Here is a 21,278-nt window from a genome sequence, read left to right on the forward strand (position 1 = left end):
TGCAAGGAAGAGGCGTCGTCGCGGCCTCGATGCTTCTGAACTCCCAATGAAATCTTTAGGTGACTTATGAACGACACCATACCCGGACTGCCCGGCTCCGCCATCCATTCAAGGGTGAAACCTCGTCCCGATGCCGGCGTCATCGGGCGGCCGATCGACCGCATTGACGGTCCGCTCAAAGTGACGGGCGGCGCCACATACGCTTACGAGAATGCGCCGGATGGTACAGCCTATGGCTACATTCTCGGCGCCTCCGTCGCCAAGGGCCGCATCGCCGAGATCGACACGACCGAAGCCGAACGGGCGCCGGCAGTGCTGCTCGTCATGACGCACCGGAATGCGCCGGCCCAGCCGGATTTCGGCCCATCGGTCACGCCGACGGTGCCGGAGGTCTTCACCCGCGCCCGGCCCGCGCTCAACAGCGATCGGGTGCGGTATTACGACGAGCCCGTCGCGCTGGTCGTTGCGGAGACGTTCGAGGCTGCACGCGCTGCTGCGGGCCTCATCAGAATACGCTACGAGAAGGAGCCGGGCCTCTACGATCTAACGGGCCATCAGGCCGACGCCTATGCACCAAAGCGGACAAATGCCGGCTTCGAGACCGACAGCGTGATCGGCGACTTCGAGAGCGCCTTTGCTGCGGCCCCGGTCAAGATCGATGCCACGTACCGGACGCCTTTCGAACATCACAATCCAATGGAGCCGCATGCGACGCTCGCCGCCTGGTCAGGCAACGAGCTGACGATCGATACATCGGCGCAGACCCTCGCGAACTTCCGGGCCGGGGTCGCCAGCACGCTTCGCATCCCGCCCGAGCGTGTGCGCATCATCAGCCCGTTCATCGGCGGAGGCTTCGGCTCCAAGCTGATTGCCCATGCCGATACGATCCTGGCCGCGCTTGCAGCGCAGGTCCTGCAGCGTCCCGTGAAGATCGCGCTGACGCGACAACAGATGTTCGCCAATGCCGGACACCGCGCAGAGATGATCCAACAGGTGCGTCTCGGCGCGGACACCGATGGGCGGCTCACCGGGATCGCGCACGAGGTCTGGTCGGCAACGTCCAGCTTCGAGGAGTACTGCGAGCAAACGGCAGTGTTTGCCCGCTCGCTCTATGCGGCGCCGAACCGTCTCACCCGCCATCGCCTGGTTCCGCTGGACATCAACCGCGGCGAATGGATGCGCTCGCCCGGCGAAGCGCCCGGCATGCTGGCCTTCGAATGTGCAATGGATGAACTCGCCGAGCGGGTCGGCCTGGATCCGATCGAACTCAGGGTCCGAAACGAGCCGGCACAGGATCCCGAGCGCGGCGTGCCGTTCTCTACCCGCAATCTCGTCGCCTGCATGGACGAAGGCGCCCGGCGTTTCGGTTGGGAGCGGAGAAACCCGACACCTGGCCGCACCCGAGAGGGCCGCAAGCTCATCGGCTACGGCATGGCGGCGGCGATCCGTCCGAACTACATCGGCGCGGCGACGGCGCGGGTTGCGATCGACCGGGACGGTCGGGTGACGGCGCGGCTCGACATGACCGATATTGGGACCGGCACCTATACGATCCTGACCCAGATCGTGGCGGAGAGCCTCGGCCTGCCGATCTCGTCCATCAAAGTGGAGCTTGGCGACAGCCGCTTCCCGCGTACCGCCGGCTCCGGCGGGTCCTGGGGCGCAGCAAGCGCGGGTTCGGCGCTGCACAACGCCTGCAACGCTCTGAAGGAACGCATCCTGGAGGCGGCGCAGTCGAACGAAGCCTCGCCGTTGCGCGGCGCGAACGCCACCGAGGCAAGCTTTGCCGACGGCGAGGTCAGGGTCGGCCAGCGATCGGCGAGCCTGGCCGATCTTATCCGAGGGATCTCTCTCGACGGGCTCGAAGCCGAAGGCTCCGTAGCCGCGGGCGCCACTACCCAGTCATACAAGACCTATTCGCAGCATTCCTATGGCGCGCATTTCGCAGAGGTCGCTGTCGATTGCGATACCGGTGAAATCCGCATGCGCCGGATGCTGACTGTGATCGGCGCGGGCCGTATCCTCAACGCCAAGACCGCGCGCTCGCAAATCATCGGCGGCATGACCTGGGGGATCGGTGCAGCGCTGATGGAGCAGACGGTGCTCGATCCGCGCTACGGCCACTTCGTCAATCACGATCTTGCCGAGTATCATGTGCCGGTCAATGGCGATGTCCCCGATATGGAGGTCGCCTTCCTCGAGGAAGATGACGACAAGGCCAACCCGCTTGGCGCAAAGGGTCTCGGCGAGCTCGGCGTGTGCGGTGCCGGGGCAGCTGTCGCCAACGCCATTTACAACGCGACCGGCGTGCGAGTGCGTGAATTTCCCATCACCTTGGACAAGGTGCTGCCTGCCTTGCCTGTGATCGCCATTTGACTCTGCAAATTGTCAGCGCCTCCTCGCCCTCAAGGGTGACCGCGACGCCGGTGGTTGACAGTGTCATCCAGCCCTTCCATACAAACGCGGTCAATGTTCTCAGGGCGGGGTGAAAGTCCCCACCGGCGGTGAAGGGTTTCGGCCCAAGCCCGCGAGCGCCTTCCAGATGATCGGAAGGGTCAGCAGATCCGGTGTGATTCCGGAGCCGACGGTCAAAGTCCGGATGGAAGAGAACGAATGGAAGACGGTCCGCTTTCGCGGTTCGGATTCCATATCGTGCGTCCTGATTCTGGTTCGAAACGGAAGGATGGACCCATGAATCAGCATTCCCGGAAAAACTATGAAACGATCCGCGTTGCCGTCATTCGGGCGCGCTGGCACGCCGACATCGTCGACCAATGCGTTGCAGCGTTCGAGGCGGAACTGGCGGTTCTCGGGGAGAAACGCTTTGCCGTCGATGTCTTCGACGTGCCGGGTGCCTATGAGATTCCCCTGCATGCAAAGACCTTGGCCCAGACCGGTCGCTATGCGGCGATCCTCGGCGCGGCGTTTGTCGTCAATGGCGGCATCTACCGCCATGAATTCGTGGCGGGCGCTGTCATCGACGGCATGATGAACGTGCAATTGTCGACTGGCGTGCCCGTGCTTTCGGCGGTGCTGACGCCGCACAACTACCATGACAGCGCGGACCATCACCGCTTCTTCTTTGAGCATTTCAAGGTCAAGGGCAAAGAGGCGGCCAGTGCCTGCGTGCAACTGCTGGCGGCACGCGAACGCATCGCGGCATGAAATCTCCGTCGCGGGTGGAAATCCCGGTAAGGCGCTGTAGTATCTCACGAAAACCAGGGAGGATGCCGGTGCAGACCAAGAAGATCATCAATGACGGTAACCGCTCCGTCGACGAGATGCTGGAGGGCATCCTGGCTGCGCATCCGCGCCATCTCAAAAGTGCGGAGGGAAGTCCGCGCTCCATCATCGCCCGCGACGGCCCACGCCCCGGCAAGGTCGGCCTCGTCATCGGCGGTGGCTCCGGCCACGAGCCGACCTTCCTCGGCTTCGTCGGCAAGGGGCTGGCCGACGCCGCCGCAATCGGCAATGTCTTCGCGTCGCCGCCGCCCGACCCGATCCTCGAATGCACCAAGGCGGCCAGCGGCGGCGCCGGCGTGCTGTTCATGTACGGCAACTATGCCGGCGACGTGATGAACTTCGACATGGCCGCCGAAATGGCGGCAATGGACGACATCGAGGTGCGCACCTTGCTGACCACCGACGACGTGGCATCGGCCCCCCGAGACCAGAGACACAGAAGGCGTGGTGTCGCCGGCAATTTCTTCATTTTCAAGGCCGCCGGTGCCGCATGCGACCAGATGCTGTCATTCGATGAATGCGAGCGTATCGCCAGGAAGGCCAACGATCACACCTTCACCATGGGCGTGGCGCTGTCGCCCTGCTCGCTGCCGCAGACCCGCCGGCCCAATTTCGAGATCGGCCCGGACGAGATGGAGATCGGCATGGGCATCCACGGCGAGCCCGGCACCGCGCGTGGAAAGTTGAAAACCGCCGACGAGATCACCGACGAAATGCTGGACAAGGTCCTCGACGAGATGGCACCGGCGCGCGGCGATAAGGTCGCCGTGCTCGTCAATTCACTCGGCTCAACGCCGTTGATGGAGCTTTACATCATGAATCGGCGCGTCAAGCAGAGGCTCGACGACATCGGCGTTTCCGTCCACGCGACCTGGGTCGGCAATTATTGCACGTCGCTCGAAATGGCCGGCGCCTCGGTGACGCTGATGCATCTCGACGGCGAATTGCAGGCGATGCTCGACCATCCTTGTGACTGCGCCATGTTCCGCGCCGGCTGAGAGAGCATCATGACGTCCACCGATACGGCCAAATTGAAAAGAATGTTCGATGCGATCGCCGCGGCGATCGACGCCGACAAGGACAGGCTCTGCCGGCTCGACGGCGTCATCGGCGACGCCGACCATGGCATCGCCATGGCACTAGGCTTCGGCGCTGTGCGCGACGCGCTGGACCAGATCGATGCGTCGACCGAGCCGACGGCATTGCTCAACACCGCGGCAAAGTCGTTTCTCAACGCAGTCGGCGCCTCGTCGGGCCCGCTCTATGCGACCGCCTTCATGCGCGGTGCCGCCGCCGTCAAAGGCAAGGCAATTCTGGAGGACGCTGACGTCATCTCCATGTTCCGGGCGATGGCGCAAGGGATCCAGGATCGCGGCAAGGCCGAGCTCGGCGAAAAAACCATGGTCGACGCCTGGCTGCCGGCAGCGCAGGCAGCGGGTGTCGCGCGGGAAGCCGGCAAGAGCCTGTCCGAGAGCCTGGAAGCGGCACTTGCCGCGGCCGAAAGCGGCGCCGAGGCGACCAAGGACATGATCGCCACCAAGGGCCGCTCTTCGCGTCTCGGCGAGCGCTCGATCGGCCACGTCGATCCTGGCGCCGCATCGGCCGTGACGATCATCAGGGCGATGCGGAACAGTCTGGCTTAGCCCCGCTTCGCCGCGTCGAGCCTGTCGATGGCCTGGACATTGCCGGCCGATGGTCCCTTCTCATCGAATTCCGATGCGAGCCAGGCGTCGACGATCGACTTGGCCAGTTCCGGGCCGATGACGCGCGCGCCCATGGTGATGATCTGGGCGTTGTTGGATTTCGCCGCGCGCTCGGCCGAATAGGTGTCGTGGGTGAGTGCGGCGCGAATGCCGGGCACCTTGTTGGCGGAAATGGATACGCCGATGCCGGTGCCGCAAAACAGGATGCCGCGATCGTTCTCGCCGTCCAGGATGGTCTGGGCGAGCTTCTGCGACAGGTCGGCATAGTAGCCCGCCTGGCTGAGGTCGCTAACCGTGAGGCCGGGCTTGGTGGCGAGGTGAGCGGCAATGACGTCGAGCAGCGGCTTGCCGGCGCTGTCGGCTCCAATGGCTATTTTCATGTTCGGTTTCCTTCCTGTTCGATGCTTCAGATCGCCGCCGAGGCGCGTTTGAGGATGTCGATGTAGCCTTCCGCCTGCCAGGCGGAACGGCCGATGAACAAGCCGTCTATATTGGGCTGGCCGACCAGTTCGGCGGCATTTTGCGGATTGACGCTGCCGCCATAAAGCACCGGCGGCACCACCGGCAGCAGGTCGCGGGCGATTTTCTTGATCAGCGCCTGCTGCCTGTCGGCATAATCAGAACTGGCCGGCACGCCCTTGTCGCCGATCGCCCAGACCGGCTCATAGGCAAACAGGATCGTCGCCGCCTTCGCCGCCCCTTCGAGAAACTGCAGTGCGCCGTGCACCTGCAGGGCCAGTATCGCAGCGGCCTGCCCGCTGTTGCGTTGAGCCAAGGTCTCGCCGACGCAGATGAGTGGCACGAGACCGTGCTTCACCGCCGCTGCAGTCTTCAGCCCGACAGCCTTGTCGGTCTCGCCGAAATGCTCGCGCCGTTCGCTGTGGCCCAACTCTACCACATCAAGTTCGCAGTCTTTCAGCATTACCGGCGAGATCTCGCCGGTCCAGGCACCGGCGTCGGCCCAATGCATGTTCTGCGCGCCAACCTTGATGCGTGTCGGCGACAGCGCTTTCTTGACCTCGCGGACCGCCGTGAAGGGCGGGATGACGAAAGGCTGAATGCGCTCGTCGAAACCGGGGACGAACTCCGCCAGCGCCTCGGCGAAAGCCATCGCCTCGGCGAGCGTCTTGTTCATTTTCCAGCTGGTGCCGACCCAATAAACCATACGCGCCCTCCTACTCTGCGATCACCGTCAGCAAAACGCCAGCGCCATCCAGTGCGGCGCGCATCTGCGGCTGCGGCTCGCGGCCGGTGAAGACCATGTCGAAGGCCTTGAGATCGGTCAGGAAGTGCAAGGCGGTGCGGCCAAACTTGCCGTGATCGGCCAGCAGATATTTGCGCGCTGCTGCAGCCATCATCAGCCGTTTGGTCTGGACCACTTCCTGATCCTGGTGAAAGGCAGAGGCACCATGGATGGCCGATGAAGACAGGAAGGCGACATCTGCGCGCAAAGATTTCAGCGTGTCTTCGGCGAGCAGGCCGAAGAAGCCGTGGAACTTCTTGCTGTATTGGCCGCCAAGCGCAATCAGGTCGATGCCGGCAACGCCCGCCAAATCCTGGATGACAGCCAGGTTGTTCGAGATCACCGTCAGCGGACGCAGATCGGCAAGGTGCCGAGCAACGCCGCCCGCGGTCGAGCCGTCGTCGATGATCACCGTCTGGCCCGGCTCGATCATCCTCACGGCGGCGACGGCGATGCGCTGCTTTTCATCGCCGGCCAGCCGCTGGCGGTAACGGAAATCGCTTTCGAAAAGGCTGCTCGGCTGGATCGAGGCGCCGCCGCGCACCTTGCGCAGAAAGCCGCTTTCCTCGAGCTCGTCGAGGTCGCGGTGGACGGTCATCTTCGACACGCCGAAGCGTGAGGCAAGATCGTCGACACTGGCGGTGCCGGTGTCCATCAGAAAATCCATGATGCCTTGCCGACGGCCGTCGCTCTTCATTTCCGCCGCTTCCTCGTACACCCCGGTTCCGGGACATAACAGAAAACGTCGCACAGGCCACCAAATTTTTTGTGATAATGTTATATCTCTATGGGATATCATGACGCTTCTGGGCGCGTGCTGTAACAAGAATTGCTGCCGGCCGAGCGCCCAGCGGTTGCGGTGCCGCGGAAATCCGGCCAGAAGCATCAGGGGCTCGACGATAACCGAACAGCCCGCAAACACTGGCCCGAAACCGGATACGGGAGACTACTGAGTGGCTCGCATCACACTGAGACAATTGCTCGATCATGCCGCCGAATACGGCTATGGCGTGCCTGCCTTCAACATGAACAATATGGAACAGGGCCTCGCCATCATGGAGGCAGCCGAGGAGACCAAATCGCCGGTTATCCTGCAGGCGAGCCGCGGTGCGCGAGCCTACGCCAACGACGTGGTGCTGGCCAAGCTGATCGACGCGCTGGTCGAAATCCATCCCGATATCCCGGTCTGCATGCATCTCGACCATGGCAACAACGAAGCGACCTGCGTCACCGCGATCCAGCACGGCTTCACTTCGGTGATGATGGACGGATCGCTGAAGGAAGACGGCAAGACTCCGGCCGACTACGCCTATAATTCCGGCATCACCCGCCGCGTCGTCGACATGGCGCATTGGGGCGGCGTCTCGGTGGAAGGCGAGATCGGCGTTCTCGGATCGCTGGAGATGGGTGGCGGCGAGCAGGAGGACGGCCATGGCGTCGAGGGCGTCATCAGCCACGACCAGCTGCTGACCGATCCCGTGCAGGCCGAACAGTTCGTGCGCGACACCCGTGTCGATGCGCTGGCCGTCGCCATGGGCACCAGCCACGGCGCCTACAAGTTCAGCCGCAAGCCGGACGGCGCTGTGCTCGCCATGAACGTCATCGAGGAAATTCACCGCCGCCTGCCGAGCATGCATCTCGTCATGCACGGCTCGTCCTCGGTGCCGGAAGAGCTGCAGGAGATCATCAACAAATATGGCGGTCAGATGAAGCCGACATGGGGGGTGCCGGTCGAGGAGATCCAGCGCGGCATCAAGCACGGGGTGCGCAAAATCAACATCGATACCGACAACCGCATGGCGCTGACCGGCGCGATCCGCAAGGTGCTGACCGAGAACCCGAGCGAATTCGACCCGCGCAAATATCTGACGCCGGCAATGGCCGCCATGCGAAAGCTGTGCAAGGAGCGTTTCGAGCAGTTCGGTACCGCTGGCAACGCACCGAAGATCAAGCCGCTGCCGCTGTCGGAAATGGCCAAGCGCTACAAGTCGGGAAGCCTCGATCCGAAATTCGGCTGACGTTCTGGATGAGCAGGAGCCGCATCGCTCCTGCTCATCCCATCATGCTCGTGGCAAGAGATCGGCCCTGCCGGTCTCGATAAATGGTGCCCAGTAGTCGACCGACTCGCGGATCATGGCGATGACCTTGTGGTCGACGGGCTCGCGCTCGCGGAACGACAATTCGAGGCAGATCTCGTTGTCGACGCCGCCGCCACGGCGAATCGTCTCCAGCAGCTTTTCCGGTGTGATGCGGCCGTCCTTGTTGTGGGCGGCAATGAACGGCCAATGGCCACCCTTGTTCATCGACGACTGCTTGACGTGGATGATCGGTGATTGCTTTGGAAAGGCTTCGGCCCAGGCATAAGGGTCGATGTCGTCCGGATTGCTCGACGTCACGTCGCCATGGTCGATGTCGACCATCATGTTGAGCGGGATCGCCATCCCTGCCGCATCGATCTCGCGCTGCAGCGTCCGGCAGCTCTCGATCGTATGGCCGAACTCGCGGCCGACCGACATCGGCTCCCAGAACAGGTAGATCAAGCCGGCGGCCCGGGCATGCTCGGCAACCTCGCGCCAGCACGCCAGCGCGATGTCGAAAAGCCGCGCGCGACGTTCAGGATCGTCGTAATCCCGGTGGGTGAAGATCGCGAACTGCGTACCCATGCCGCCGGCGCCGAGCTCGGCCGAAATTTCGGCAAAGGTCTTGAACCAGTCGACGTAGTAGCGCCGCACGTCGGCATCGGGATGGCCGAAATGATTGAGCCGCCCGTAAGGGCCGGTCATCGCCGAGGTCACGCGCACCCCGGTGCGGTTGAGAGCGGAGCGGAACAGGCGGGTGAATTTGGCGATCGTTGCCGCCGGCCAGCCGGGATTGATGAATTCATGCGTGAGCTGCACGTCGCGGATGCCGATGTCGTAGGCGATCGTATCGATCAGGTCGTCCGGCTCGGCAAAACGGTTGACCAGCGGATTGGTGTTGAGGGACAGCGTAAAGGCCATCAGCCGGCCTTCGCCAGCCGATTCGAACACCAGTCCTCGAACGCTTCTCTCTCCGCGCTGGACAGATGCAGGCCGTGCTTGGTGCGTCGTTCGAGAATATCGGCCGCGGTCTCGGCCCATTCGTGCTCGAGCAGGTAGTTGGCTTCGCGCTCGAAAAAATCCTTGCCGAAGCGCCGGCCCAGTTCGGGGAGCGAACCGGCCGCGCCGACCAGATCACGCGTCCTTGTGCCATAGAGCCGGCCATAATGCTTGACCAGGGAGGCGGGCATCCAGGGATATTCTTGGCCGAGGTCACCGAGGAACTGCTCGAAATCGGCATTGGCGATATCGCCGCCCGGCAGATGCCCTTTCGAGGTCCACGGCTTGCCCATCTTCGGAAAGAACGGGGCGATGCGGTCCAGCGCGTGCTCGGCCAATTTGCGGAAGGTGGTGATCTTGCCGCCGAAGACGGAAAGCAGCGGCGCCTGCCCTGCCGAAGCGTCGAGTTCGAAAATATAATCGCGGGTCACCGCACTCGGATTGTCGGCATTGTCGTCATAGAGCGGCCTGACGCCGGAAAACGAATGAACGACGTCGCTGCGCGCAAGCTGGCGCTTGAAGTAGCGGTTGACCACCTTGATCAAATAATCGATCTCGCCGGCATCCGCGGTCACGTCTTCCGGCCGCCCGTCATAGGGGATGTCGGTGGTGCCGATCAGCGCCAGATCGTTCTGGTAGGGATTGATGAAGATCACGCGCTTGTCGCTGTTTTGGACGAGATAGGCCTGTCGCCCTTCCCAGAATTTTGGCACGACAATGTGGCTGCCCTTGACCAGGCGCACGTTCCGCTTGGAGTTCTGGCCGGCCACGCGGTTGACGATGTCGTTGACCCAGGGACCGCCGGCGTTGATCAGCGCCCGTGCCCGGACTGTGGTCCTGACGCCGGTTCGACCGTCGCGCATCTCCACCGACCACAGGCCGTGTTCGCGACGGGCGGCAATGCAGGCGGTGCGGGTGAATATCCTGGCCCCACGCTCCGCGGCGTCGAGCGCGTTGATGACGACCAGGCGGGCGTCGTCGACCCAGCAGTCGGAATATTCGAAGCCGCGCTTGAAGGCGTCTTTGATCGGCGCGCCTTCGGGTGCGGTGCGCAGGTCCAGCGTGCGGGTGGCCGGCAGCCGCTTGCGGCCGCCAAGATGATCGTAGAGGAACAGGCCGAGCCGGACCAGCCAGGCCGGCCGGTCATCGGGGCTATGCGGCAGCACGAAGCGCATAGGCCAGATGATATGCGGCGCGGATTCGAGCAGCACCTCGCGCTCGATCAGCGCCTCCCGCACCAGGCGGAACTCGTAATATTCGAGATAGCGCAAACCGCCATGAACGAGCTTTCCCGATCGCGAACTGGTGCCCTCGGCGAGATCGTCTTTTTCGCAAAGAATGACCGACAGGCCCCGGCCCGCCGCATCGCGCGCGATTCCGGCGCCATTGACGCCGCCGCCGACGACGAAGAGGTCGACGATTTCGGTTTCACCGTTCATCTCGCTCGATGCTCTGTCGTCAGCATGGATTGACCGGAGGCAGACCGGCGATGAAGCGGCGCACTTCCTCGGCCGCCTGCTCGGCCGCATAAGTCACCGTGCGCACCGACGCGCCGGCGATATGCGGCGTCAGTGTCACGTTCGGCAGCTGCAGCAAGGGCCAGTCGGCAGGCACCGGCTCGACGGCGAACGTCTCCAACATGGCACTGCCGATCTGTCCCGAGACGAGCGCCTCGTAGAGTGCATCGTAGTCGACCAGCGGTCCGCGCGCGGTATTGACGAAGATTACGCCTGGCTTCATCCGGGCAATAGCGTCCTTGCCGATGAGACCGCGCGTCTCTTCGGTGACCCGAGAATGCAGCGTGACCACATCGGAGCGCGACAGCAGATCGTCCAGCGCTACCAGCTCGACGCCGGCATTGCGGTCCTCGACGCTCAACTGCACATAGGGATCGCAGACCAGGATGCGACAGCCGAAAGCACGCAGCAGCCGAACCAGCCTGGTGCCGATATTGCCATAGCCGATGACGCCAACGGTCATTTCGTTGAGCTCGCGGCCGGTGCGGTCGGCGCGGTAGAGATCGCCGCGCCACTCGCCCTTGCGCAAGGCTTCGTGACCGACGCGGATCAGCCGCGTTTCGGCGAGAATGGCGCCAATGGTGAACTCGGCCACCGCGCTGGCGTTGCGGCCGGGCACATTGACCACCGTGATGCCATGGGTCTTGGCGGCAGCCATGTCGATGTTGATCGGCCCGCCGCGCGACACCGCAACCAGCTTGAGTGTGGGCAGGCGCTGCATCATGGCTTCGGAGAGCGGCGCAAGCTGGGTAACAAAAATTTCGGCATCGCCGATAAAATCGACCACCTCGTCCGGATCGCCGAAATACTCCTTGACCTTGTCGAGGCCGAGCGCCGCATTGCCGAATTGCATCGGCTCGTCGGGCCAAGCGGTTTCAACGGTGCGGATGTCGAGATTGTCGCCGCAGGCCGCCTCGATTTTCTCGCGAAACACGTTTGGAAGCATGAAGCGGTCGCCGATGATCGCAATTTTCTTGGGCATGCTCTTCTCAATTCACGTCGGTTTGCCTGGACGCGGCCAGCGAACGCCAGACTGGCCGCAGCGCCTCGTGCGCCAATGTGTAGGACGGAGCCATCGCCTCATAGGCAGCGGCAAGTTTTCGATCGCTGGGCTCGGACGCACGGAGCAACGGTGTGACCCATTCACTGACGCAATCGTCCATCGATGCGTACTGGCCGACGCAGACCGCAGCAATCATTGCAGCGCCCGCCGCACCGGCCTCCTCGCGCTCGCTGGTGCGAATGTCGGCGCCGATCGCAGCACCCAGGATATTGCGCAGCGCCGGGCTCCTGGCCGCTCCGCCGGTCAGGCGGATTTCCTTGGGCAGCGGCCCCATGGCGGCGTAGCAATCGCGTGCCGCGAAAGCCAGTCCCTCGAACACCGCACGAACCATGTCGGCATAGCCGTGCCTGGACGAAATGCCGATGAAGCCGGCCCGGGCATTGGCATCGACGAACGGGCCGCGCTCGCCGGCCTCCGAGACATAAGGCTGGTAGAGCAACGAGCCTGGCTCGGACGACGATATCCACTGGTCGACCAGCGCGATCATCTCGCCATTGGTCCGTGTGATACCTTGCGAGGCGAGAATGCCGGAGGCGAGGCCAAGGACCCAGTCAATATTGAGCGTTGCCGCCATGTTCGACTGCATCTGCGCAAAGACGCCCGGTGCCGGCATCGTCATCGTGTAGCCGGTTGCAGCCTCATTGAGCAGAACCTCCTCCGGCGTTTCGGCAAGCCGCATATGCATTCCGGTGGAGCCAATGATCGAGCATCCCGGCTTGCGCTCGCGATCGAACAGGCCGGCGCCAAGCGCCGTGCAGGCGACATCGACATAGGCCAGAACGACCGGCGTGCCGGCGAGCAGACCGGTCGCTTTGGCTGCTGCCGCCGACAGCGAGGTGCTTTGCCTGGTGCCATCTACGATCGGCGGCAGCAGATGCCGGAGATCGGTGACTCCGAGTACCTCGAGCACATCATCTGAATAGCCGCGCGTGCGGAAGTCGCCGAAGGTAAAGGTGCCCTCGGACGGGTCGGTGGCGCGTTGGCCGGTCAACTTGAAATAGAGCCAGTCCTTGCAGTGGAAGGCCGTCGCTGCATTGGCAAGCATCGCGGGCATGTGGCGCTTCATGAAGACGAACTGCGATCCTTGCTGGCAGGCAGCGAGCCCGCTGCCGGTCTTTTCGAAGCGCAGCCGGTCCTCGGGCCGCGCGCGTATCTCCTCGACGACCGCGGCAGCGCGCGCGTCGAGCCACAGCCAGCCCTTGGCCACCGGCTCACCATCCTTGTCGATCAACCAGGTGCCGTCGCCCTGCCCGGTCACGGCGATGGCAATGGTCCGGCTGGCGAGGTCCGGCACCTTGTTGGCAAGCTCGCGCAAGGTCGTCGCGGTATCGGCCCAGGTGCGTGTCAGGTCCTGTTCGGCGCCGCCGCCCGGCAGTGTCTCGTACTTGTTGGGCAGCGCGGCGGCCGCGATCTGCCTGCCCGCCGTGTCGAAGGCGACGGATTTAATGACAGACGTGCCGGCATCGACGCCGATCAGCACATCCCGCATCAGGCAAGCTCCGTGCCATGCGAAATGGCGTCACCGCTCGCCTGATCGAAGACGTGCAGGTTTTTTGGATCGATGCTGACCTTGATCGGCGCCCCGAGCTCCAGGCGGGTCCGGTCATGCTCGACCAGAACCAGCGAACCGCCGGCGAAATCGGCGGCGATATGGGTCTGATCGCCGAGCCATTGATTGGCCGAAACCGTGGCCGGCACGCCGTCCTTGGAGCGGCGGACAGCATAAGGCCTGACGCCGATGACGACGCGCTGCCGGTTGAGCAATTCGTCGCGAACCGGGCCGCTGAAGGCATCCTTGTCGTAGTCCAGCGAAAGCCCGTCGGGCAGCTTGAGATTGATCTTGCCGTCAGTCGTGCCGACATAGGCTTCGAAGACATTCATTGGCGGCTCGCCAACGAAGGTGCCGGTGAACAGGTTTGCCGGCCGCTCCTTGATCCTGTCAGGCGTATCGAACTGCTGCAGCACGCCGCCTTCCATGACGGCGATACGGTCGGCCAGCGCATTGGCCTCCGTCTGATCGTGGGTGACCAGGATCGCGGTCAGGCCGCGCTCCTTGATGAAGTGCTTGATGCGGCCGCGCAGCACAGCGCGAAGCTGCGGCTCGAGTTGGCCCATCGGCTCGTCCAGCAGGTGCAGGTTGGCTTCGCGGATCAGCGCCCGGCCGAGGCTGGCGCGCTGCTGCTGGCCGCCGGAGATCGAGCTCGGATAGCGCTCGAGAATGTCCTCTATCTCAAGCAGCTTGGCGATATGAGCAACCTTTGCATCGACCGCGCTCTTAGCCAGCCTGGCAGCCTTGAGGGCGAAGGCCATGTTCTCGCGCACGGTCAGGGGCGGGTAGAGCGAATACCCCTCGAAGGCCATCGCGACGTTGCGCTTGACCGGCGGCAACGTGTGCACCTTGCGGCCGGCAACCGAGATTGTGCCGCGCGAGACCTCTTCGAAGCCTGCGATCATGCGCAATGTCGAGGTCTTGCCGCAGCCGGATGAGCCGAGCAGTGCCACGATCTCGCCCTTGGCGATTTCCATCGTCAGGTTCTTGACGGCGTGCACGCCGCGGTCGACCGGACCGTAGAACTTGTCGACGCCCGAAATGGTGATTGCGCTCGGGCTCATGCCGCTTCTCCACTGCGCAAATTGACGACATTTTTCGAGCCGATGCGCTCGCCGCTTGCACGATCGAACAGCAGGGCGCTTTTGCTGTCGACAGCGATATGCGCCCTGCCCTCGGATTGACCCGGTATCCCGGACGGACGCGAAACCAGGATTTCACGGCCTCGCACGGTGCGCACCAGTGTGACGATCTTCTCGTTGAGCGGCGTCTCGGCCTCGACCGTCACCGGGATGGCGCCGGACGTGCCTTCGTCAACAAAGGCCAGCGCCTCCGGCCGCAAGCCGATCACGCAGTCACGGCCGACCGCCGCCTCATGCGCGCCGGCCAGATGGACCTGGACATTGGACAGGCCGACATAGACGCCCTTGGCATCCCGGGACGGCTTGACGTCGAGCAGGTTGATGGTCGGGTCGCCGAACAGCCGGGCGATCTCGACGTTGGCCGGCTCGCGATAGATCTGTTCGGGTGTGCCTAGCTGTTTCACGACGCCTTGCGACATCACTGCGATGCGATCGCCAAGCGCCATCGCTTCCTTGTAGTCCTGGGTGACGTAGACAACAGTTGCGCCACGATCGGCGAGCAGTCTTGGCAGTTCGAGCCGCATTTCGAAGCGCAATTTGGCATCGACGTTGCGCAAGGGATCATCGAGCAGCAGAAGCGGCGGCGAGCCGACCAGGGCGCGGGCAAGCGCAGTGCGCTGCTTCTGGCCGTTGGACAGCGCCCGCGGCTTGTGGCTGAGCACATGGCCGATCTTCAACAGCTTGCCGACGCTCTCGACGCCAGCCTTGATCGCGCCCTGCGACGAATGCTTCGCCTGCAGCGGCGTGGCGATGTTGTCGAACGCCGTCATATGCGGGAACAGCGCGAAGTTCTGGAATGCCATGCCGACGCCGCGGAACTCGGCGTCGACGTCGGTCATGTCCTCGCCGCCGATGAGGATCTTTCCCTCGTCGGGGTCGATGACGCCGGCGACCAGCCGCAATAGCACCGTCTTGCCGGCGCCGGACGGCCCGAACAGGACCAGCGTTTCGCCGTCGGCGACGGTCAGCGACAGATTGTCGAGAACGGTCTGGCTTTTGTAGCGCTTGACGATGTTTCGCAGTTCGAGGCTTGCCATCGGACTATCCTTTCACCGCGCCAAGCGACAGGCCTTCGACGAGATAGCGCTGCGCATAAAGCGCGAGCGCCAGCGTCGGCGTGATCGACAGCACGATCGCGGCTGAGATCTGGCCGTACTGGATGCCGGAGGAGGTGATGAACGCCAGCGCGCCGACCGTCACCGGCTGCTTGTCGGCCGAGGCGAGCACCAGCGCAAAGACGAAATTGTTCCAGGCGAAGATGAAGGCGAGCAGGCCGGCAGCGGCAATGCCCGGCCCGGCGAGCGGCAGCGCGATCTTGCAGAAGGTGGCAAACCAGGAATGGCCGGCAATGCGGTAGGCGTATTCGATGTCGGCCGGAATATCCTCGAAATAGCCGCGCACGATCCACAGGATCAGCGGCAGACAGATCAGCTGGTAGACCCAGATCAGCCCGATATAGGTGTTGGCCAGCCCGAGCTTCTGGAAATAAAGGGTGAGCGGCAAAAGCACCAGCAGCGCCGGCGCGAACCGGAACGACAGCAGCGTGAAGGCGATGTCCTCCGAGCCACGGAATTTGTGCCGTGCAAAGGCATAGGCTGCGGGAACGCCGAGCAGCAGCGCGACGGCAACCGAGGTGACCGACAGGAAGACGGAATTCCAGAGATTGCGCATGAAGGCGATGTCGAGCGTGCCGGCTGCCGTCATCAGCTTGCCTGTGATCAAGGCGGTGTAGTTGGCGAGCGTCGGCTCGAAGACAAGCTGCGGCGGGATCCGCAGGATTGTCTCGTTGGTCTGGAACGACATCATCAGGATCCAGACGATCGGGAACATGAAGAAGATCACGACCAGCGCCAGGGCTATGCCACGCAGGATGCGTTCGAGTAGGGAGGTGTGTTCCATGCCAGCCTCCTATGCATGGCCACGGGCGCGTTCGCGCAGCCGCAGCCAGTTCTTGATGAAAATGTTCGAGAGGAAATAGGTGATCGCCCACAGGATGATCATCAGTGCTGCCGAGCGGCCGACATTGGTCGACTGGAAGAAGTTGAGATAGGCCTCCACCTGGAAGACGGTCAGCGTATCGCCCGGCCCGCCTTGGGTCATGGCGTAGATGATGTCGAACTGCTGGATTGAATCGAGCAGGCGGAACAGCGTCGCTGTCAGGATGTAGGGGGTCAGCATCGGCAGGGTGATGCGGAAGAAGACGAAGCTGCGCGGCACGCCGTCGAGTGCTGCCGCCTCGAAGGGCTGCGTCGGCAGGCTGCGCAGTCCGGCAAGCAGCAGGATCATGATGAAAGGCGTGTAGACCCAGATGTCGACAAGGACGACGGTGAGCAATGCCGTCGACGGAGACGAGGCCCAGCGGAAATCCTGCAGCCCGATTAGGCTAGCGAGATAGCTGAGCACACCGAAGCCGGGATTGGTCATCAGCTTCCACATCAGCGCGGCGAGCGCCGGCGCCGTCATCAGCGGCATCAACAGCATTATCGAGATGAAGTTGTTTAGCGTCGAGCGCTTCTGCAGCAGCATGGCGATGCCGAGACCGAGAAGCAGCTCGAGCACGACGGTGATGCCGGCGTAGAGCAGCGAAATCTCCAGCGTGTTCCAGAACTTCGGGTCGGTGAAGAAGGAGATATAGTTGTCGCCCCAGTTGAACTGCCGCGCCCAGGGTTGGCTCAACCGGTAGCGCTGGAACGAATAGACCACCGAGGTCAGGAACGGGATCAGGATTCCGATGCAGACCAGCAGGGCCGGCAGGCTGAGGAGGTAAGGCAGCACACGCTTGCTGATCCTGAAGCCCGACGGCCTGTTTCTTTGTATTGTCGCCGCAGTCATCTGCTGCTCCGTCATCCTGTTGCTTCGCCGTCCCGGCCGCCCAAGGGAGCAAGGCGGCCGGTAGGGCGAGCAGGCGGCACCTTTCGGGACCGCGTCGCAAACGTATCACATCTCAAAGGCTGGCCCGCGACGGGCCAGCCTTTGCCGCGCCTTAGCCGAGCCCGGCTTCCTTGAGCTGGCCGTTGATGCTCTCGGCCAGCTTGTCGAGGCCCTCGTCGACCGGCACTTCCTTGGCCACCATCTTCTGCAGCGTCGCCGCCCATTCGGTGGTGAGATCGAAGAACAGCGGCTGCGGAGTGAACTTGATGCTGGCGCCCGGCGCCGAGACGTCGAACATCTCGACATAACCGGGATAGCTCTTGTTCAACTTGTCCCGGAACATCTGGTCGTTCCAGACCGACTGGCGGACCGGATTGACGAAGTCCATCTTGGTCGCACCGAACAGTGCATGCTCGGGTCCGGATGCCCATTGCATGAAGTACCAGGTGGCGTCCTTGTCTTTGGAGAAGTTGGACATCGACAGCGACCAGATCCAGATATTGGGCGTCGGTGCCTTGGCGGCGGGATTGGCCTTGAACGCCGCGAAGGCGAGCTTGCCGGCCATCTTGTTATCGCCGCCATTCATGAAGTAGCCGAGAATGTCGGCATCGTAGATCATCGCCGAGGCGCCTGCACCGAGATCGGTGCCGACCTGGTACCAGGTGTAGGTCGACCAGTCCTTCGGGCCGCTCTCCTGAATCATCTGGACCCACTGTTTGTGGAAAGCCTTGGATTCGGCGGTGCTCATCGCGGCCGACAGCTTGCCGTCAGCCGAGACGTTCAGGTCCTTCTGGTCGAAATTGGCGTAGGCCGACAGGAAGCCCGGGTGGATCGTCGCCCAGGAGCGCGAGCCGCGCACGCCGATGCCGTAGACGCCACCGCCGACGTCCTTAGTGAGCTTCGCCGCCGTAGCGACCATCTCATCCATATTGCCGGGAACGCTGACGCCGACCTTGTCGAACATGCCCTTGTTGTAGGTGATGTTGTTCTGTTCGAAACCCCACGGAATGCACCACTGCTTGGCGTCGTCGGAACCGAGCACTCCGCCAGGCTGGCCGTTCCAGGCGCAGGACTTCCTGACGCCGGGCAGGAAGTCGTCCCAGGCATATTTCGGGTTGGTCTTGGCCGGATCCTTGATCCATTCGTTGAGGTCGGTGATCCAGCCGGCCGGGCCGTAGGTCCAGGTCATGTAGGCGCCCGTCATGAAAGCATCGTATTCGGGCGAGCTGGCCGACAGCGCGGCGGTAACCTTGTCGAAATAGACGTCTTCGGGGAACACGTCATAGACGACATTCATGCCGGTCAACTGCTTGAAATTGTCGAGGTTGGCGATCATCGCATCGGCGTAAGGATGCTTGTTGAGCAACAGCTTGATGGTCTTGCCCTTATGCGCCTGCCAGTCGAAATCAGCCGCCAGGGCGCGGGTCTGCCCGAAATTGAGCAGTGTGCCGGCGGTGCTGGCGGCAAGGCCCATTGTACCGAGGCCCTTGATCAGCCCACGGCGGTCGACTTGTCCACGCAGGAACGCGTCGATGAGGTCTTTCTCTTTCTCATGCATTTCTCTTCTCCTCCACAGGGTAGTTTCAACGAAATGGTTGCCGGCTACCCGACCGGCGTCTGTTCCACGAGCGATCGCGCCGTCCGCTCGTCGGTTATCAAGCCTTTGAGATAGCGGCCCTCCAGCACTGACTTGATGGCGCGAACCTTCACCTTGCCGCCGGCAACGGCGACAATCCTGCGGTTGCTGATGTCTTCGCGCGCCAGCGCCAGCGCCCGGTCGGAAAGCGTCGTCGCAACGGCCTTTCCGGCGTTGTCGAAGAAATGCCCGAGCAGTTCGCCGACGCCGCCATTGCGGCGGATCTCCTCCATCTCGCCCTTTTCGATCATACCGGTGGCGACAAGCGAGGCCTCACGCTCGGCGGTGCCGATGCCGGCGATAAGCAAGTCGGCGGACTTGGCGAGGTCGAAGACATCGCTGACGCCCTTCTGCCCGAGCAACACGGTTCGATCCTCGACCGTGTTGGCGAACATCGGTACGGGCATCACATAGGCCTCCGCACCGGTCCGTTCCGCGACGCGGTGGATGACGTCATGCGGATTGGCCGAGAACTTGCGCGTCAGGCCGCCGAGCAGCGAGACGAAACGGATCCGGCCGGCCGATATGCGCGGCAGATACTCCACGCAGGCGGCAAGCGTGCGGCCGTGGCCGACGCCGATCAGCGCCTCTTCGCCGCGTTCGATCTCGCGCTTGAGAAACTGCGCGCCGGCGATGCCGAGCGCCTTGAGCGGCAGGTCTTCGGCATCGAAGTCCGGAACTACCTCGCAATAGTCGAGGCCGTAGCGGCCGGACAACTCGTCCTCAAGCTCCACGCATTCGGAGACTTCGCCGTCGATATAGACTTTGACCAGGCCTTCCTGATTGGCCTTGGTGATCAGGCGATGCGCCTTGAGGCTGGTCAGGCCGAGCCGCTTGGCGACCTCCGACTGGGTCAGGCCGCCGGCATAGTGAAGCCAGGCGGCACGGGCTGCCATACCTGTCTCATCGTCGCGCAGCAGGCCGTTGCCAAAACCAACCATTTCCGCCCTTTGATATTTTTATCAGTTGCTGCAAAATTTTTCACATGGCGTCGCCCGAGTCAAGCAACCGCTGCGTTTAAATCGCCGACTAGGAGCTTGCGGGCCGGGGTCGATAGGGCCGCGCTACCCAACGGGCAAGAAATCACACCAACCGCGCGCCATTTAAAACGTTTGCAATTTCGCTTGAAGTGATTACAAACGTTTCAAACTTCGTTCGGGAGGAACGATGCCGGCCCGCGTTACCACCCTCAAGGAACTTGCTGCGCAGCTCGGCCTGTCAATCACCACCGTTTCGCGGGCCCTTGCCGGCCACGAGCAGATCGCCTTGAAAACGCGCCAACGTGTCACCGAGGCCGCGCGCCTGGCCGGCTATGTGCCGAATACCGCAGCCCGCACCCTGGTCTCCGGCCGCAGCGGCTTTGTCGGCATGGTGCTGCCGATCCGCGGCCCCAATCTGGTCGATTCCTTCCTCGGCGAATTCGTCACAGGGCTCGGCGAAGGGCTGGTTTCGCACGGCTCCGACCTGATCCTGGCCGCAGCGGCGCAGGGCCAGTCGGAACTTTCCGTGCTTCGCCATGTCGTCGAATCGGGCCGCGCCGACGGGGTCGTCGTCACCCGTATCGCCGAGGTCGACGAGCGGCTTGCCTATTTGCGCCAACGCAATTTCCCTTTCGTCGCGCATGGCAGGCTGCTCGACGGCGACTTTGCCTACCATTGGCTCGATACCGATGGCGCACATGCTTTCGGCGAAGCCTTCGACATGCTCTACGACCTCGGACACCGGCATTTCGGCCTGGTGACGATTTCCGAGCCGATGACGTTTCGCCATCTTAGGCAGGATGGGCTCGCCGCCGCGATCGCCCGCCGGGGCGATCCGTCGGTCAGGCTCGATGTGGCGACGGCGCCGCGTTTCGATCGCGGTGCCCGCATCCAGGCGATCAACCGGCTGCTGCACGCTGCCGAGCGGCCGACGGCCATTGTCGCGCTGTTCGACGAGCTGGCGCTGACGGTCATAGAAGAGGCGGGGCGCGCCGGACTTGCCATTCCTCGCGACCTTTCGGTGATCGGCTTCGACAACATAGCCGCCTCCGCCTATGCGCCGCCGGGGCTGACCACTTTCGACGCCTCGATCCGCCAGTGCGCGCGCGAGATCGGCGAGATGCTGCTGACCGTCATCGGCGACAGGCCGACCACGCCGCTGACGCGGCTGGTGCGGCCGACACTTGTCTCGCGGGCAAGCCATGGCCCGGCACCTACAGGACGGAACTGACGCCTTAGCGGCGCACAACCAGG

General features: G+C 63.3%; 19 protein-coding genes and 1 riboswitch. Of the genes, 6 read left to right on the forward strand and 13 right to left on the reverse strand.

The features are described 5' to 3' along the window. The first annotated feature begins 66 nt into the window (after window positions 1–66). The 4 genes from NKH17_RS00070 to dhaL all read left to right on the forward strand — a co-directional run bounded on the left by NKH17_RS00070 (window position 67) and on the right by dhaL (window position 4,886). A complete protein-coding gene (locus tag NKH17_RS00070; protein ID WP_352897744.1) occupies window positions 67–2,376 on the forward strand; it encodes a xanthine dehydrogenase family protein molybdopterin-binding subunit in 2,310 nt (769 codons plus the stop codon). Between the two features lie 91 nt (window positions 2,377–2,467). Further along, window positions 2,468–2,615, forward strand: a riboswitch (FMN riboswitch). A 76-nt stretch (window positions 2,616–2,691) separates the two neighbouring features. Then, the gene (locus tag NKH17_RS00075) at window positions 2,692–3,165 is read left to right on the forward strand and encodes a 6,7-dimethyl-8-ribityllumazine synthase (protein WP_352476549.1); all 474 of its coding nucleotides are present in this window, start codon (window positions 2,692–2,694) and stop codon (window positions 3,163–3,165) included. Window positions 3,166–3,233: 68 nt separating this feature from the next. Then, window positions 3,234–4,241: a dihydroxyacetone kinase subunit DhaK gene (locus NKH17_RS00080; RefSeq protein ID WP_352897746.1), complete on the forward strand. Its 1,008-nt coding sequence runs from the start codon at window positions 3,234–3,236 to the stop codon at window positions 4,239–4,241. Between the two features lie 9 nt (window positions 4,242–4,250). Further along, window positions 4,251–4,886, forward strand: a complete 636-nt coding sequence (gene dhaL, locus NKH17_RS00085) for a dihydroxyacetone kinase subunit DhaL (RefSeq protein ID WP_352476547.1) — start codon at window positions 4,251–4,253, stop codon at window positions 4,884–4,886. On the opposite strand, the gene derI is transcribed toward dhaL, so the two are convergent. Genes derI through NKH17_RS00100 form a run of 3 tightly spaced genes read right to left on the reverse strand, consistent with a single transcriptional unit; the run spans window position 4,883 to window position 6,886 of the window. Beyond that, entirely contained in the window at window positions 4,883–5,326 is a 444-nt protein-coding gene (derI, locus tag NKH17_RS00090) for a D-erythrulose-4-phosphate isomerase (protein ID WP_254818715.1), read from the reverse strand. The two genes, dhaL and derI, sit on opposite strands and share 4 nt — an antisense overlap. A 26-nt stretch (window positions 5,327–5,352) precedes the next feature. Further along, the gene (locus NKH17_RS00095) at window positions 5,353–6,111 is read right to left on the reverse strand and encodes a triose-phosphate isomerase (protein ID WP_352476546.1); all 759 of its coding nucleotides are present in this window, start codon (window positions 6,109–6,111) and stop codon (window positions 5,353–5,355) included. Window positions 6,112–6,121: 10 nt separating this feature from the next. Further along, entirely contained in the window at window positions 6,122–6,886 is a 765-nt protein-coding gene (locus NKH17_RS00100) for a DeoR/GlpR family DNA-binding transcription regulator (protein ID WP_352476545.1), read from the reverse strand. 256 nt (window positions 6,887–7,142) lie between these two features. On the opposite strand from NKH17_RS00100, the gene fba reads away from it, so the two are divergent. Then, entirely contained in the window at window positions 7,143–8,207 is a 1,065-nt protein-coding gene (fba, locus tag NKH17_RS00105; protein WP_352476544.1) for a class II fructose-bisphosphate aldolase, read from the forward strand. Window positions 8,208–8,249: 42 nt separating this feature from the next. Here the strand turns inward: fba and NKH17_RS00110 are convergent, their stop codons facing one another. The 10 genes from NKH17_RS00110 to NKH17_RS00155 all read right to left on the reverse strand — a co-directional run bounded on the left by NKH17_RS00110 (window position 8,250) and on the right by NKH17_RS00155 (window position 19,985). Beyond that, window positions 8,250–9,188 (reverse strand): sugar phosphate isomerase/epimerase family protein, encoded by a 939-nt coding sequence (locus NKH17_RS00110; RefSeq protein WP_352476771.1) that lies wholly within the window; start codon window positions 9,186–9,188, stop codon window positions 8,250–8,252. Continuing rightward, on the reverse strand, window positions 9,188–10,705 hold the full coding sequence (locus NKH17_RS00115) for a glycerol-3-phosphate dehydrogenase (protein WP_352476543.1): 1,518 nt from the start codon (window positions 10,703–10,705) through the stop codon (window positions 9,188–9,190). Before NKH17_RS00115 ends, NKH17_RS00110 begins: the two co-directional genes overlap by 1 nt. 19 nt (window positions 10,706–10,724) lie before the next feature. Continuing rightward, window positions 10,725–11,765, reverse strand: a complete 1,041-nt coding sequence (locus NKH17_RS00120) for a 2-hydroxyacid dehydrogenase (RefSeq protein ID WP_352476542.1) — start codon at window positions 11,763–11,765, stop codon at window positions 10,725–10,727. Window positions 11,766–11,772: 7 nt separating this feature from the next. After that, on the reverse strand, window positions 11,773–13,335 hold the full coding sequence (locus NKH17_RS00125; RefSeq protein WP_352897749.1) for an FGGY-family carbohydrate kinase: 1,563 nt from the start codon (window positions 13,333–13,335) through the stop codon (window positions 11,773–11,775). After that, complete coding sequence (locus tag NKH17_RS00130; RefSeq protein ID WP_352476540.1) at window positions 13,335–14,459, reverse strand: ABC transporter ATP-binding protein; 1,125 nt, start codon at window positions 14,457–14,459, stop codon at window positions 13,335–13,337. Before NKH17_RS00130 ends, NKH17_RS00125 begins: the two co-directional genes overlap by 1 nt. Beyond that, window positions 14,456–15,574, reverse strand: coding sequence for an ABC transporter ATP-binding protein (locus NKH17_RS00135; RefSeq protein WP_352476539.1), 1,119 nt, complete (start codon window positions 15,572–15,574; stop codon window positions 14,456–14,458). Before NKH17_RS00135 ends, NKH17_RS00130 begins: the two co-directional genes overlap by 4 nt. A gap of 4 nt (window positions 15,575–15,578) precedes the next feature. Next, a complete protein-coding gene (locus tag NKH17_RS00140; RefSeq protein WP_352897752.1) occupies window positions 15,579–16,436 on the reverse strand; it encodes a carbohydrate ABC transporter permease in 858 nt (285 codons plus the stop codon). 9 nt (window positions 16,437–16,445) lie between these two features. Then, window positions 16,446–17,369, reverse strand: a complete 924-nt coding sequence (locus NKH17_RS00145; RefSeq protein WP_254818724.1) for a carbohydrate ABC transporter permease — start codon at window positions 17,367–17,369, stop codon at window positions 16,446–16,448. Window positions 17,370–17,520: 151 nt separating this feature from the next. Further along, window positions 17,521–18,966, reverse strand: a complete 1,446-nt coding sequence (locus NKH17_RS00150) for an ABC transporter substrate-binding protein (protein WP_352897754.1) — start codon at window positions 18,964–18,966, stop codon at window positions 17,521–17,523. Window positions 18,967–19,010: 44 nt separating this feature from the next. Then, window positions 19,011–19,985: a sugar-binding transcriptional regulator gene (locus NKH17_RS00155; protein WP_352701800.1), complete on the reverse strand. Its 975-nt coding sequence runs from the start codon at window positions 19,983–19,985 to the stop codon at window positions 19,011–19,013. Between the two features lie 226 nt (window positions 19,986–20,211). Between NKH17_RS00155 and NKH17_RS00160 the strand changes: the two genes are divergently transcribed. After that, a complete protein-coding gene (locus tag NKH17_RS00160) occupies window positions 20,212–21,255 on the forward strand; it encodes a LacI family DNA-binding transcriptional regulator (protein WP_352645342.1) in 1,044 nt (347 codons plus the stop codon). Window positions 21,256–21,278 lie beyond the last annotated feature (23 nt).

This window comes from Mesorhizobium sp. M1334, assembly GCF_040317995.1.
GTDB lineage: Bacteria > Pseudomonadota > Alphaproteobacteria > Rhizobiales > Rhizobiaceae > Mesorhizobium.